Here is a 13,858-nt window from a genome sequence, read left to right as displayed (position 1 = left end):
ACAAGATCACGGACGACGGGCGGGAGCAGCTGCGGGCGCTCGGCTTCAACGTCTGAGGGATTGCTGCTGGTTCGGCCCCCTGTGCCTGGCGGCGCAGGGGGCCGAACCGCGTTCTGTTCACCTTGCGTCTGTAGGGCGTACCCCCCTGGTTGGCGCAGGTGATTGAGGGTTCTCGACGACACAGCACCGTCGAAAGGACCCCAGTGCGGACTTACGTTTCCCCGTCCCGGCGTACGGCCATTGCCCTGGCGAGCGGCGTTCTTACGCTGACCGCCATGAGCCTCAACATGCCCGCGCACGCGGCGAGTCAGGGCACGCCGACGATCTCCCTCTCGGCGGCTCATCTGTCGGGGGCGGTCGGCGCCGACGGGGACCCCACGGTGACCGTGACCGTGGGCCAGAGCGGTGCGGACGCCTCGAAGCTGACGGTGGCCGCGACGGCGTCCAGCAAGGCGTCGGTGGCCGCCCCGGGCGACGTCGCCGTGACCGGGACCGGGGCCACCCGGCAGGTCTCGGTCGACGCACAGGGCCAGGGGTACACGGACCTGACCCTGCAGGTCACCGGGCCGGACGGGGGCACGGCCACCGCGACGCTGCACTACGCGGCGTCCGGGGCGGTCCAACAGGGCGCCGACAGCCGGTACTTCACCGGGTCGAGCGACGCGTCCGCGGCCGTGGACGTCGGCGGCGGTTATGTGGTCGTGGCCGACGACGAGTCCAACGTGCTGCGCCTGTACGACCGTTCGGTGTCCGGGGCGCCCGTGAAGACCTGGGACTTCAGCTCCGGGCTCGGGGTGTCGAAGGAGGTCGACATCGAGGGGGCCGCGCGGGTCGGGGACACCATCTACTGGACCGGGTCGCTCGGCAACAACAAGAGCGGTGAGTACAAGGCGCCCCGCAACACCGTCTTCACCACGAAGGTGACGGGCAGCGGGGCCGCGACGGCGCTCGCGCTCGGCGGCTCGTACAAGAAGCTGCGGGACGACCTCGTCGCCTGGGACAAGGACCATGACGACCGGCTGGGCTTCGCGGCCGGTACGGCCAGTGGTCAAGTGCCCAAGCAGATCGACGGGTTCAACGTGGAGGGGCTCGAGTTCGCGCCGGGGTCGAGCACCACCGCGTACATCGGGTTCCGGGCGCCGCTCGTGCCGCCGAAGGACGGCGGGAAGGCGCTGATCGTGCCCGTCACCAACATCGACAAGGTGGTGGGCAGCGGCGCGAAGGCCGCCTTCGGGGAGCCGATCGAGCTGGATCTGGGCGGGCTCTCGATCCGTGACATCCGCAAGAACGCGGCCGACCAGTATCTGATCGTCGCCGGGAGCTGGGCCGCCGACGACAACTCCGACCCCTACGCCCTCTACCAGTGGGACGGCGTCGCAGGTCACGCCCCCGTCAAGCGGGCCGACCTGCCCACGAGCGACCCCGGCGGCTGGGAGGCCGTCGTGGACGTGCCCGACCTGAGCGTGCCCGGTGCCCGCGCCCAGCTCATCACCGACTGCGGCTCCGCGGACCTCTACGGGGACGGCACGGAGGCCAAGGACCTCGCCCACGCGGAGTGGAAGAAGTCGCGGGCCACGTGGTTCACGGTGACCAAGTAGCCGTGTCCGGGCGGTGGTTGGCGCGATAGTGGGCACATGGCACTCGCACTGCACCACATCGTCATCGACGCCCATGACCTGCCTGGCCTCGCCCGCTTCTGGTGCCGGGTCCTCGACTGGAAGGTGCTCTCCGAGCGGGAGCGCGAGGTCGTCATCGGGACCGACGCGTCGGCGCCCGTCGGGATCTGCTTCATGCCGAGTCCCGACGGGAAGTCCGTGAAGAACCGGCTCCACCTCGACCTCGCCCCCGACGACCAGGAGGCCGAGGTCGAGCGGCTGCTGGGGCTCGGGGCGCGGCGGGTGGATGTCGGGCAGGGGGCGGAGGTCGGGTGGGTGGTGCTCGCCGACCCGGAGGGCAACGAATTCTGTGTGCTGAGGCCGAAGCGGTCGCTGATCGCGTTCCGCTGAGGAGGCGGGGCAGCCCTCAGGAGGGGCAGTCTTCGGGAGGCCGGGATCCGCCTTTTGCGTACGCCCGTACGCATCGATATGTACACTCGTACGCATGGGATACGGACTGCTGGCCGCGGCCATCGCGGCGGAGGTGGCCGGGACGACGGCCATGAAGTACAGCGACGGGTTCAGCAAGCTGTGGCCCTCGCTCGTGACCGTCGTGGGCTATCTGCTGGCCTTCGCGCTGCTCGCGCAGACGCTCAAGACGCTCTCGGTGGGGACCGCGTACGCGATCTGGGCGGGGATCGGGACCGCCGCGGTCGCCGGGATCGGGATGCTGTTCCTGGGGGAGTCGACCAACCTCGTGAAGGTCCTGGGGATCGCGCTCGTGATCGCCGGGGTGGTCGTGCTCAATCTGGGCGGGGCCCACTGATGGTGGGCGAGCGGGCCGGGCGGCGCTATGACCCGGAGCGGCGGCAGCGGATCATCGACGCCGCGATCCGGGTGGTGGGCGAGAAGGGCATCGGCGGGCTCAGCCACCGCTCCGCCGCCGCCGAGGCCGATGTGCCGCTCGGGTCGACCACCTATCACTTCAAGACCCTCGACGAGCTGATGGTGGCCGCGCTGCGGCAGACCAATCAGGGGTTCGCCAAGGTCGCGGCCGGGCGCGGGGGCCTTCGGGATCCCCGTGGTGATCTGGCGGGCGAGCTCGCCGGGCTGCTCGGGGAGTGGCTCGGCGGCGAGCGCACGGGCGTCGAGCTGGAGTACGAGCTGTATCTCGCGGCGCTGCGGCGGCCCGCGCTGCGCTGCGTGGCCGACGAGTGGTGTCAGGAGCTCACCGAGATCATCGCCGAGCGGACCGACGCCGCCACCGCGTGCGCGCTGTCCGCGCTGATGGACGGCATCTGTCTGCAGGTGCTCCTCACGGACACGCCCTACGACGAGGCGTACGCGCGCGAGATGCTCCACCGGATCATCGTCAACGCGCCTGGGAAGCAAGCCGGTTGACCGTCGCGAGCGCGGCGTCCACGCTCGCCGTCACATCCGTGACCGGGTACTGCACCTCGCGCACGACCCGCTCCCGGTCCACGACCAGGGTCAGCCGCTTGAGGCGGCTCACGCCCGCCGCGCGGAACGTGGGCAGCCGCAGCGCCGCCGTCAGGGCCAGGTCCGCGTCCGAGAGGAGCGGGAAGCGCAGCCGCTCCTTGTCGGCGAACGCCCGCTGTTCGTCCGGGCGTTGGGTGGAGACGCCGTGCACGGTCGCGCCCGCCGCCGTGAACTCCGCCAGCTGATCGCGGTACGTGCACGACTCCAGGGTGCAGCCGGGCGCGCCCGGGATCCCGGCCCAGCCGGGCGGGTAGGCGTCCCTGCGGGCGTAGGCGCCGGGGAAGCAGTACAGGACCGTGTACGGGGTGTCCGATGCCACCGGGTCCCTCAACTCGCCCTTGTCGTCGGCGAGTCGGAGCTGCGGCAGGTGCGTGCCGAGCAGGTCGTGGACGCGCCGCGCCTCCTGTGAGGCCGCTGTCGGGGTCGTCGCCGTCATCTCTCCCTCTCCGAGGACCCAGGTGTCCCCCCAGTCCTGGAGCGCCACCAGGACCGGGAGCAGCGCGCGGCCGCGCGGTGTGAGGCGGTACTCGTGCCGGGGCGGGTGCTCCTGGTAGGGCACGCGGGACAGCACCTCCGCGTCCACCAGGAGTCGCAGCCGCTCCGTCAACACCTTGCGGGACACGCCCAGTTCACGCTGCAGCTCGTCGAAGCGGTGCAGCCCGCGGGCCGTGTCGCGCACGATCAGCAGGGTCCACCAGTCGCCCACGACGTCCAGCGCCTGCGCGATGGCGCAGTGCGTGTCGTCGAGCCGGGTCCGTTGCGCCATGGCACTCATGCTGACATAGTCCGTTCCCAAAAGGAACTCACTGCATGAGCCGGCTGGGGGAGGCGGAGTGAAGGCGCTTCGGGACGTGCCGCGCACGGTGTGGCTGCTGGCGGCGGGCCAGTTCTTCAACATGGTCGTGGCCTTCACGTTCGTGTACTTCTTCGTCTACCTGACGCACGAGCGCGGACTGTCCGTCGCGCAGGCGGGGCTGATCAGCGGCATCGGCGGCGCCGGGATGGTCGCGGGGAACTTCACCGGCGGCTGGTTCGGGGACCGGTTCGGGCACCGGCGCGTGCTGCTCGTCGGATCCCTGGTGAGCGGGGCCGGGGTGCTCGCGCTGCCCGTCCTGCCGGTCGCGCTGCTCTACGTCGTGCCGGTGCTCAGCCAGTACGCGGGCGGGTGCGTGCGCACCGCCAACAGCGCGCTCGTCGCCGCGACCGTCCCCGAGGGCGGGCGGCGGCAGGGCTTCGCCGTGATGCGGTGCGCGGCGAACGCGGGCTTCACGGCCGGGCCGCCGCTCGGTGCGCTCCTGATCGCCCACGCCTCGTACGGGGTGATGTTCGTCGTCGACGGGGTCGGCACGCTCGTCTTCGCCGCGTACGCCGCGCGGGTGCTGCCTGCGCGGGTACTGCCCGCGCGTGGGGTGGCGGCGCGGAGGGCGGTGCGCGTCCCGGGCGGTGGTGGGCCGGGCGGCGGGACGGACGGTGGCGTCGCGGGCGGCGGCGGACCGGACGGTGGTGTCCCGGGCGGTGGCGGGCCGGGGGTGTTCGCCGCGCTGCGGGCGCGGCCCACCGTCGTCCTGCTGCTCGCCGCGATCCTCGTCACCGACCTCGTCTACCGCCAGCAGTACTCCACCCTCCCGCTCGACCTCGGCCACCACGGACTGGACACCGCCGTCTACGGCTGGCTCCTCGCGATCAACGGCGCCGTCAACGTGCTCCTCGAACTCCCCGTCGCGGTCGCCCTGCGCGGCCGGGCGCCGCTGCGGATCGTCGGCTGCGGGCTGCTGCTCGTGGGTGCCGGGTACGGGGTGCTGGCCGCCGGGACGGCGCTCGGGACGACGGCGCTCGGGGCTGCCGTCACCATGATGCTGCTGCTCACCGCGGGCGAGATCCTCTACAAGACCACCGCCACCGCGTACGTCGCCGATCACGCGCCCGCGCATGTGCAGGGCCGCTTCCAGGGCCTGTACTCGGGTGTCTCGGTGAGCGGGGTGGTGCTCTCCGCGCCCCTCGGCGGCGCGCTCTACTCGGTGGCGCCGGGGGCGCTGTGGCCGGTGTGCGCGGGGCTCGCGGGGGTGGCGGGGGTGTTCGTGCTGCTTGCCGGGCGGCTCGGGGCCGGGGCGGCGGGGGTGTCCGGTCCCGAGGTGTCCGGCGCTGAGAGGCCCGGCGCTGAGAGGCCCGGCGCTGAGAAGTCCGGCGCTGAGAAGTCTGGGTCCGGGGCGTCCGGCCACGGGGTGTCCGGGGCCGGCTCCGAGGGAGCGTCCGCGGCGGCGGCAGCGTTCCGGGGCCCGCTCCCTGAGACCGGTTCGCCCGCGCGCCGCCCCTCCGGTTAGGTTTCACCCATGACCGACACGACTGCTACTCGTACCACCGGCGCCGTTGCGACGGGTCTCGCCACCGTGACCGCCGACGGCACCGTTCTCGACACCTGGTTCCCCGCCCCCGAGCTGGTCGCCGAGCCCGGCCCGGCCGGGTCCGAGCGGCTGTCCGCCGAGCGGGCCGTGGAGCTGCTCGGCGAGGGCGCCGCGAAGGCGGTCGGGCCCGACGCCCGGCGCGGTGTCGAGGTCGTGGCCGTGCGCACGGTCATCGCCTCCCTCGAGGACAAGCCGCTGGACGCCCATGACGCGTACCTGCGCCTCCACCTGCTGTCCCACCGCCTGGTCAAGCCGCACGGCCAGAGCCTGGACGGCCTCTTCGGTCTCCTCGCCAACGTCGCCTGGACCTCGCTCGGTCCGGTCGCCGTCGACGACGTGGAGAAGGTGCGCCTGAACGCCCGTGCCGAGGGCCTGCACCTCCAGGTGACGTCCATCGACAAGTTCCCGCGCATGACGGACTACGTCGCGCCGAAGGGCGTGCGCATCGCCGACGCCGACCGGGTCCGCCTCGGCGCGCACCTGGCCGAGGGCACGACGGTCATGCACGAGGGCTTCGTGAACTTCAACGCGGGCACGCTCGGCACGTCGATGGTCGAGGGCCGCATCTCCGCCGGTGTCGTCGTCGGCGACGGCTCGGACATCGGCGGCGGCGCCTCCACGATGGGCACGCTCTCCGGCGGCGGCAACGTCCGCATCGTCATCGGCGAGCGCTGCCTGGTCGGCGCCGAGGCCGGTGTGGGGATCGCGCTCGGCGACGAGTGCGTCGTCGAGGCCGGTCTGTACGTCACGGCCGGCACGCGCGTCACGATGCCCGACGGCCAGATCGTGAAGGCCCGCGAGCTCTCCGGCGCCTCGAACATCCTCTTCCGCCGCAACTCGGTCACGGGCACGGTCGAGGCCCGCCCGAACAACGCGGTGTGGGGCGGTCTGAACGAGGTTCTGCACAGCCACAACTGATCAGCTGCAGCTGATCAGTTGTGGCTGATCGGCAGCGACGTACGAGCGCCCTCCCCGGCCCTGAGGCGGCCGGGGAGGGCGCTCGTGTGTGTGGCTCCGGTTCCGTGCCTCCGCGGCTACTTGACGGGGTGCCCCGGGATCGCGTCCGTCCCGACGGGCATCTTGACGGTCTGGCTGTACGGGTTGGACGGGCTGGCCGGGGCGATGTCGTCCTTGCTGCTCTTGTCGCCCTTGCTGTCCCCGGCGTCCTTGTTCGCGGAAACCTTGCCCGCGGGGATGTGCTCGACGTCGGCGGAGCGCTTGACCGTCTGGCTGTGCGACTGGTCTCCCTTGTGGTGCGGGGTGCCGGAGGCGGCGTTGGCGACGCCGCCGATCGCGAGCGTGCCGCACAGGACAGCAGCCGAACCGATCGCAATGCGCTTGCTCATGTTCATGCTCATCACAGGACTCCTTGGGCCCTCGGGTTTCGCTGACACCAAGAAACGTACAGATCGGCCCATTTCACCCGTGTTTGTCAAGGTGGGATCAGTGCGCCGACCGTGCCCCCGCCAGCGCCTCGTACGCCGCCCGCAGCTCCTCGCCCGCCTCCCGCCCGGCGGCCCGCAGCGGTGCCCGCACCGGGCCGCCGGGGAGGCCGAGGGAGGTGAGGAGCGCCTTGGCCGTGACCGTGCCGGGCAGGCCCGATGCCATCATCAACTCGATGAGCGGGGTGGCCCGTTGCTGCGCGAGGCGGGCCTCGGCCGGGTCGCCGCGGTCGTACGCGTCGAGGATCGCGCGCATCGGGCCCGGCGCCGCGTTCGCCACCGTGCTGATGTACCCGGCGCCGCCGAGCGCGTACAGCGGCAGCGCGTACTCCTCGCAGCCCGTGTAGTACGCGAGGTCCGAGCGGGCGATGACCTTCGTCGAGCCGAGGATGTCGTACGCGCAGTCCTTCACGCCGACGATGCGGGGGTGTTCGGCGAGGCGCAGCAGCGTCTCCGGCTCGATGCGGGTGCCGGTGCGGCCCGGGATGTCGTACAGGAGCACCGGCACCCCGGCCGCGTCCGCGATCTCGCGGAAGTGCGCCTCCACGGCGTCCTGCGGGGGCCTGCTGTAGTACGGCGAGACCACCAACAGGCCGTCGGCGCCCGCCTTTTCGGCCGCCAGGGCCAGTTCGACGGTGTGCCGGGTGTCGGAGGTGCCGATGCCCGCCACGATGTGTGCCCGGTCGCCGACCGCCTCGGCCACGGCCCGTACGAGCGCCGACTTCTCGGCGTCCGAGGTGGTCGGGGACTCGCCCGTGGTGCCGGACAGGACGAGGCCGTCGCAGCCGCCGTCCACCAGGCGCGTGGCGAGACGCCGGGCGCCGTCGAGGTCGAGGGCACCGCCGTCCGTGAACGGCGTGACCATGGCGCAGAGGGCGCGGCCGAAGGGGGCCGGGGGCGCGGGGTGGGGGAGCGTCATACGGGCAGTCTCGGCACCGTCGTCGTGAAGCTCCACTTAATTCTTCTACGAGGTAATGGGGAGCATCGCTACGGCGTGGGTGGCTCTGCCGCTCCGTGCGGCGGGTCCGGCGGCGTCTGGCATGATCGGCGCGGGCGTCGGCAGGCCGACTTGAGGGGAACAACAGCATGAGCAGCAGCAGTCAGCAGGAGCAGCGCGTCGCCCTGGTCACCGGGTCGTCGTCCGGCATCGGCGCCGCGGTGGCCCGCCGCCTGGCCGGGGCCGGGTTCCGCGTCGTCGTGAACTCCGCGCGCTCCGTCGAGGCGGGCGAGCAGCTCGCGGCCGAACTCCCCGACGCCGTCTACGTGCAGGCGAGTGTCGCCGACGAGGCCGACGCCAAGCGTCTGGTCCAGGCCGCCGTGGACGCGTACGGGCGGCTCGACCTCCTCGTCAACTGCGCGGGCTCGACCCGCTTCATCGACCACGCCGACCTGGCCGCCGCGAGCCCCGACGTGTGGCGCGAGCTGTACGACGTCAACGTCATCGGGGTCTGGCAGACCATCACGGCCGCCGCGCCCCATCTGAAGGCGAGCGGCGCGGGCGCGGTCGTCAACGTCTCCTCGCAGGCGGGCGTCCGGCCGAACGGCAGCTCCATCCCCTACGCCGTCACCAAGGCCGCCGTGAACCACATGACCAAGCTGCTCGCCAAGACGCTCGGCCCCGAGGTGCGGGTCAACGCGGTGGCACCCGGCATGATCGACACCCCGTGGTTCGACGGGGTCGAGGGCATCGAGGACGCGATGAAGGACGTCGCGGCGCGGCTGCCCCTCGGGCGGGTCGGGCAGCCCGAGGACATCGCGGGCGCCGTCTTCGACCTCGCCAACTCCGCGTACATCACGGGCGAGGTCCTCCTCGTGGACGGCGGCGGCCACCTGCTGTGAGCCCTGAGCGGCCCCAACGGCCTTACGGGAGGCTCAGCTTGAAGCCCTCGTGGCTGCGCGTGAAGCCCAGCGAGACGTAGAAGCGGTGGGCGTCCTCGCGGCGCTTGTTGCTGGTGAGCTGGACGAGGGCGCAGCCGCGGGCGCGGGCCCGCTCGACGGCGCGCTCCATCAGGGTCCGGCCGAGCCCCGCCCCGCGCCGGTCCGCCCGGACCCGCACCGCCTCGACGAGCGCCCGCTCCGCGCCGCCCTTGCCGAGGCCCGGGATGTAGGTGACCTGGAGGCAGCCGAGGACGGTGCCCTGACCGTCGTCGAGGACCAGCAGCTCGTTGCGCGCGTCCGCCTCGATCTCCGCGAAGGCCCGCGAGTACGCGGCGTCCACGACCACCGTCGCCGGGTCGACGGCGCGGTCCTCGTCGGCGAGCAGGGCGAGGACCGCGGGCAGGTCGGCGCGGGTGGCGGGGCGGAGGCCGGGCTCGGGCGCGGCGGGGAGGGTCATGGCCGGGAGTGTCGCACGCGGATCGTACTCGGGCCGTACTCGGGTCGTACGGGCCGGGCGGACTCCGGCCGGGGAGTTCCTGGTGCGGTGCCAGTTCGCGTACGCCCCGCTACCGCGCTGAGCGTAGATTTCCGGCCAGTGGGCGCGGACGGGGGCTCTCGGGTGGAGGGGGAGGGGTGGGGGTGCGACCGTGGCGGGGGACGGCGGTGGCGGGTGCGGTCAGGAGGCGTCATGAGCGGCGACGGCAAGGAATTCGAGATCGTCAGGGAATTTGAGGTCGACGCCGCCCCGGGAGAGGTGTGGGACGCCCTCACCATCGGCACCGGTGGCTGGTTGTGGCCGCTGGAGTACGAGCCCCGGGTGGGCGGCGCCGCGCCGTTCGGCGGGACCGTGACGCGGTGGGAGCCGCCGCACCGGCTCACCGGGCGCACCGACGGCCCCGGCCGGCTGCCGCCGGGGCAGAGCCGCAACGAGCTGGACCAGACGATCGAGCCGCGCGACGGCGGCCGGCGGTCCTGGGTGCGGTACGCGCACCGCGGGGCGTTCACGGCCGACTGGGACACCCTCTACGACGCCGCCAGCCGCCACACCGACTTCTATCTGCACACCCTGCGCCAGTACTTGACGTACTTCCCGGGCCGCCTCGCCGCCTTCGCCTCCGTCCATGGCCCGGCCGCCTCCACCACCCCGGACGCCTTCGAGGCCCTCGGCCGGGAGCTGTGTCTGCCGGCCGACGCCGCCGAGGGCGCCCGCCTGCGGGTGGACGCCCCCGGCGGGCCCCTCGACGCGATCCTCGACTTCCGCACCCGCTGCTTCATCGGGCTGCGCACGGAGGACGCCCTGTACCGCTTCTTCGGGCGCAACCACTTCGGCGGGCCGGTCGGCGTGAGCGTCCACGACTTCGGACCGCACGCCGACGCGAAGCACAACGAACTCGCCTGGCGGGACTGGTTGTTCGCCCTCTACGGGTGAGGAGGCGGGCGCGGCTCCGGTGGCCGCTACGGCTTGAAGCGGAGGACCTGCGGGTCGTGGTCGCTGTTCTGGTCCGCGAACTCCGCGTTGATGTGCACGCTGTCGTAACTGAGGTCGTCGAGCGAGCCCACCCCGGGGCTGGTCAGGATCTGGTCGAGGACCTGTGAGTTGCCCTGGTAGACGTAGGAGTAACGCTCCGCGCGCGGCAGGGACTTGACCGCAGAGCTCAGGGCGCCGCCGTCCTCCAGTGCCTTGGCCGTCGCCGAGAACTCGAAGTCGTTGATGTCGCCGAGCGCGACGACGTCCGCGTTCTTCTGGACCTTGCGGAGGTCCTTCACGAAGGAGTTGACCGCCTGGGCCTGGCGCAGCCGCTTCGCCTCGGAGGAGCGGGCCGGGGGCTGGTGCTGCGAGGTCAGGCCCTCGTCGCCGCCCTTGGACGCGAAGTGGTTGGCGATCACGAAGACGGTGCGGCCGCGGAAGGTGAACTCGCCCGCGAGCGGTTTGCGGCTGTCCGCCCAGGCCGAGTCGGCGGGGGCGATCCGGCCGGGGGAGTGCGTGAGGGCCGCCTTGCCGTGTGCCTTCGTGACGCCGGTCGCGGTCGTCGCGTCGCCGGGTGCGCGGTCCGTGAACGAGACCCGCTTCGGGTTGAAGAGGAACACCTGGCGGATGTTGCCGCCGGGCTCGCCGCCGTCCTTGTTGTTCTCGGGGTCGACGGAGCGCCACTCGTAGCGCGGGCCGCCCGCCGCGGCGATCGCGTCCGTGAACTTCTTCACGGTCCGGTCGGCGGCGACCGTCCCGTCGTTCTTCGCGCCGTTGTCGTCCTGGATCTCCTCCAGGGCGAGGACGTCGGGCGAGGCGAGGTTGGTGACCACGGCGCCCGCGAGCGCGTCGAACTTCTTCTGCGGGTCGGTGGGGTCGAGGTTCTCCACGTTGTACGTGGCCACGGCCAGCTCGCCGGAGCGCTGCTTGCGGGTCTTCTCGCGGGCGAGCCCGCCGTCCTTGACCGTGCCGAGCTCGCGCGCGGCGAGGGTGTAGCCGCCGAACTGGTTGAAGTCCAGGGGGCCTTCGGAGGTGCCGGACAGGGTGTCGCCGACGTTCGCCTCGGGGAAGGGGTGCTCGGTGACCGGGGCCAGCTGCTGGATCTGCAGGCGGCCGGTGTTCTGCGCGGTGTAGGAGCCGTAGAGCGTGCCGCCCCGGCGCACCGGGTGCTCCTTCGGCTTCACCGTCACCCAGAGCTCGTTGTACGCGTCGGTCGCGCCGACCACGCGCGAGCTGCCCACCCGGACGTTCATGCCCTCCAGAGACTCGTACAGGTCGAGGGCGTACGAACGCGGGCGCAGCGTCAGGCCGTTGACGCTGCCGTCCTTGGCCGGGTCGCCCTTGGGGGTGTACGCGGCGGGCACGGACGACGCGTCGAGGGTGACCGGGGCGGGCAGTGCGTTGCCGGACGACTCGACCGTGACCTGCGGCTTGGTCAGCTGGGTGAGGGACTGGTTGCCGGAGGCGGCGCCCCCGGGCACGTACTCGGCGACCGTGCCGGAGACGCGGACGGCGTCGCCCGTCTTCACGGCGAGGGCCGCGGAGCCGGTGTAGACGAAGATCCCCTCGCTGGTCGCCGGGTCGTCGTCGGACTTCGGGTCCTGGATCCAGAAGCCCTTGGAGCCGTGGTCGCGGACGCCGGTGACGACCCCGCGCACGTCCGTGACCTCCTTGCCCGCGAGCGGGGAGAGGCGGGTCGTGCCCTGGATGTCGTGGACGCGGACCTCGTCGGCGGAGGCCGTGGAGGAGGTCGCGACGAGCAGTCCGGCCGACAGCGCGGTGGCGACGACGGCGGCGATGGCGGTGGATTTCGGTATGGAGGGCATGAGGGGGCTCCGGGGAGGGGCGGATTCCGGCAGGGAAGGATGCGGCGGTGCAGGGCCGTGCGGGCGCTCTACGCGCGTCAATCTCTTGTGTGAGCAGGGGAGTTGTCAAGGTTCCGACAGGGGGCTTGGGGTGTACGTCTCGCTATGTCTTGGTGAACCCGATGGCTGGCAGGGACATGAACCGGGCGGCATGGTGCGAAATCCGTCTAGGCTTCGGTCAGCCGCACCGTCCGTACCTAGGAGAACCAGCCGATGTCCGTAAGCCCCGCCTCCCTGCCGCCGGTGCTGTTGCACTCCGAAGCGGAACTCGCGCGGGCCGCGCTCGCCTCCCCCCTGCTCTCCCGTGCCGTCCGCCTCGCCCGCTGGGCGGGGCCCGGGACCCGGGTCGGCGCGGGCGGTGAGCTCGTCGACGAGCAGCTGCCCGCGGCCGCCGCCGAGCTGGGTCTCACCGGCGAGGACGCCGCCGCGTACACCAGCGAGGCGTGGCGGGTCGCCGTCGACACGGGCCTCGTGGAGGTCACCGACCCGGAGGACGGGGCGGACGAGGACGCCGAGGGCACCGTCACCGCGGGCGAGGAGCTCGCCCTGGTCACCTCGGGCAGCCCGCAGGACGTCCTCGGCGTCTGGCTCGCCGCCCTGGAGACGATCCTCGCGGACGCCTCGGTGCCCGACCTCGACGACCTCGTCGACGCCCTGGAGGAGGGCGGCGAGATCGACCTGGACGCGCTGGGCTGGGACCCGGAGGCGGAGGCCGAGTTCCTCGACGGCGTCCTCGGCAACCTCTACCTGCTGACCGTCAGCGAGGACGCGGGCGCCGCGGCCGAGGGCCCGGTGCCGCTGCCCGCGCTCGCCGCGTCGATGATCGTGCCCGACGACATGGGCGAGCCCACCGACGACATCCTGGAGCAGGTGTCGGACGCGATGATGAAGCTCGACGACCAGTTCCGCGTCCTGGAGCCGGTCGGGCTCGTCGAGTACCAGCCGGTCGACGAGGCCCTGATGGCCGAGATCGACGAGAACCAGCCGCCCGAGCCGATCGAGGACGAGGACGTCAGCCGCTACGGCCTGGTCCGCCTCACCCCCCTCGGCCTGTACGGGCTCCGCGCCCGGATGCTGGAGGCCGGGGTGGACGCGCCCGCCGTCGGCGACCTCGCGGACAAGGGCGCCGACGCGCTGCTCGACGGGACCGCCGGCTTCCCGCAGGCCGCCGCCCAGGCCGAGATCGAGCAGTGGCTGGCCCGCCGTGAACCGCTGGCCGCCGCACGGGAGTTGCTCGCCGCCGCGCGCGGCTCGGACGAGGGCGCCCCGCTGCGCCGGCTCCGCTGCCAGCAGGCCCTCTCGCTGGCCGGGGCGCAGGCCGAGCCCGCGCTGCGCGAGGTCCTCGACGACGCGGAGCTCGGCGGTCTCGCCCGGGTCTGGCTGGCCGAGCACGGGGCCACCGACGTGCCGCCGCCCTCCGAGGACATGATCTTCTGGCTGACCGTCGACACGCTGGCGGCGCAGCTCGCGGCCGAGGGCAACTCGGACGAGCTGCAGGGCCTGGTGGAGGGGCTCGCCGAGCAGCACAGCGGGTTCTTCGCGGCGGCCTGGCGGGTCGACCACCCGGCCACGGCGGACGTCCTGGAGGCGATGGGACGCCTGCACCCGGACAAGAAGGTGGCCAAGGAGGCCCGTAAGGCGGCGTTCAAGGCGCGCTCCCAGCAGGGGAACTGAGGCTCCCGTAAGGGAACTGAGGCTCCCGGCAAGG

At 72.6% G+C, this 13,858-nt stretch carries 14 protein-coding genes; 9 read left to right on the top strand and 5 right to left on the bottom strand.

What is annotated here, in order from left to right:
* Positions 1-275 precede the first annotated feature (275 nt).
* The 4 genes from ACFWYM_RS22750 to ACFWYM_RS22735 all read left to right on the top strand — a co-directional run bounded on the left by ACFWYM_RS22750 (position 276) and on the right by ACFWYM_RS22735 (position 2,996).
* Positions 276-1,598: a DUF3616 domain-containing protein gene (locus ACFWYM_RS22750; protein ID WP_384840029.1), complete on the top strand. Its 1,323-nt coding sequence runs from the start codon at positions 276-278 to the stop codon at positions 1,596-1,598.
* A gap of 36 nt (positions 1,599-1,634) precedes the next feature.
* Positions 1,635-2,006, top strand: coding sequence for a VOC family protein (locus ACFWYM_RS22745; protein WP_384840026.1), 372 nt, complete (start codon positions 1,635-1,637; stop codon positions 2,004-2,006).
* Positions 2,007-2,100: 94 nt separating this feature from the next.
* Positions 2,101-2,421, top strand: a complete 321-nt coding sequence (locus tag ACFWYM_RS22740) for a DMT family transporter (RefSeq protein ID WP_384840023.1) — start codon at positions 2,101-2,103, stop codon at positions 2,419-2,421.
* Entirely contained in the window at positions 2,421-2,996 is a 576-nt protein-coding gene (locus ACFWYM_RS22735) for a TetR/AcrR family transcriptional regulator (protein ID WP_384840021.1), read from the top strand. The genes ACFWYM_RS22740 and ACFWYM_RS22735 overlap by 1 nt, the downstream gene beginning before the upstream one ends.
* Here ACFWYM_RS22735 and ACFWYM_RS22730 read toward each other — a convergent pair.
* On the bottom strand, positions 2,968-3,861 hold the full coding sequence (locus ACFWYM_RS22730; RefSeq protein WP_384840018.1) for a winged helix-turn-helix transcriptional regulator: 894 nt from the start codon (positions 3,859-3,861) through the stop codon (positions 2,968-2,970). The two genes, ACFWYM_RS22735 and ACFWYM_RS22730, sit on opposite strands and share 29 nt — an antisense overlap.
* Before the next feature lie 67 nt (positions 3,862-3,928).
* On the opposite strand from ACFWYM_RS22730, the gene ACFWYM_RS22725 reads away from it, so the two are divergent.
* Both ACFWYM_RS22725 and dapD read left to right on the top strand, forming a co-directional pair.
* Positions 3,929-5,416, top strand: coding sequence for an MFS transporter (locus tag ACFWYM_RS22725; protein ID WP_384840015.1), 1,488 nt, complete (start codon positions 3,929-3,931; stop codon positions 5,414-5,416).
* 9 nt (positions 5,417-5,425) lie between these two features.
* Positions 5,426-6,415: a 2,3,4,5-tetrahydropyridine-2,6-dicarboxylate N-succinyltransferase gene (dapD, locus tag ACFWYM_RS22720; protein WP_384840012.1), complete on the top strand. Its 990-nt coding sequence runs from the start codon at positions 5,426-5,428 to the stop codon at positions 6,413-6,415.
* Positions 6,416-6,531: 116 nt separating this feature from the next.
* Here the strand turns inward: dapD and ACFWYM_RS22715 are convergent, their stop codons facing one another.
* A complete protein-coding gene (locus tag ACFWYM_RS22715; RefSeq protein ID WP_384840010.1) occupies positions 6,532-6,843 on the bottom strand; it encodes a hypothetical protein in 312 nt (103 codons plus the stop codon).
* 97 nt (positions 6,844-6,940) lie between these two features.
* Entirely contained in the window at positions 6,941-7,858 is a 918-nt protein-coding gene (gene dapA / locus ACFWYM_RS22710; protein ID WP_384840007.1) for a 4-hydroxy-tetrahydrodipicolinate synthase, read from the bottom strand.
* Positions 7,859-8,025: 167 nt separating this feature from the next.
* Between dapA and ACFWYM_RS22705 the strand changes: the two genes are divergently transcribed.
* Entirely contained in the window at positions 8,026-8,778 is a 753-nt protein-coding gene (locus tag ACFWYM_RS22705; RefSeq protein ID WP_384840004.1) for an SDR family NAD(P)-dependent oxidoreductase, read from the top strand.
* A gap of 22 nt (positions 8,779-8,800) precedes the next feature.
* Here ACFWYM_RS22705 and ACFWYM_RS22700 read toward each other — a convergent pair whose 3' ends face one another.
* Positions 8,801-9,274, bottom strand: a complete 474-nt coding sequence (locus ACFWYM_RS22700) for a GNAT family N-acetyltransferase (protein ID WP_384840001.1) — start codon at positions 9,272-9,274, stop codon at positions 8,801-8,803.
* 231 nt (positions 9,275-9,505) lie between these two features.
* Between ACFWYM_RS22700 and ACFWYM_RS22695 the strand changes: the two genes are divergently transcribed.
* The gene (locus ACFWYM_RS22695) at positions 9,506-10,246 is read left to right on the top strand and encodes an SRPBCC domain-containing protein (protein WP_384839998.1); all 741 of its coding nucleotides are present in this window, start codon (positions 9,506-9,508) and stop codon (positions 10,244-10,246) included.
* Between the two features lie 26 nt (positions 10,247-10,272).
* Here the strand turns inward: ACFWYM_RS22695 and ACFWYM_RS22690 are convergent, their stop codons facing one another.
* The gene (locus ACFWYM_RS22690) at positions 10,273-12,111 is read right to left on the bottom strand and encodes an endonuclease/exonuclease/phosphatase family protein (protein WP_384839996.1); all 1,839 of its coding nucleotides are present in this window, start codon (positions 12,109-12,111) and stop codon (positions 10,273-10,275) included.
* 252 nt (positions 12,112-12,363) lie between these two features.
* Here ACFWYM_RS22690 and ACFWYM_RS22685 point away from each other — a divergent pair, with 252 nt between their 5' ends.
* Positions 12,364-13,824 (top strand): hypothetical protein, encoded by a 1,461-nt coding sequence (locus tag ACFWYM_RS22685; protein ID WP_384839993.1) that lies wholly within the window; start codon positions 12,364-12,366, stop codon positions 13,822-13,824.
* Positions 13,825-13,858 lie beyond the last annotated feature (34 nt).

The sequence above is a fragment of the Streptomyces sp. NPDC059009 genome (assembly GCF_042740175.1).
Classification (GTDB): Bacteria; Actinomycetota; Actinomycetes; order Streptomycetales; family Streptomycetaceae; genus Streptomyces.
The sequence above is the reverse complement of the archived record's forward strand: the minus strand, read 5'-3'. Positions and strand labels throughout refer to the sequence as shown.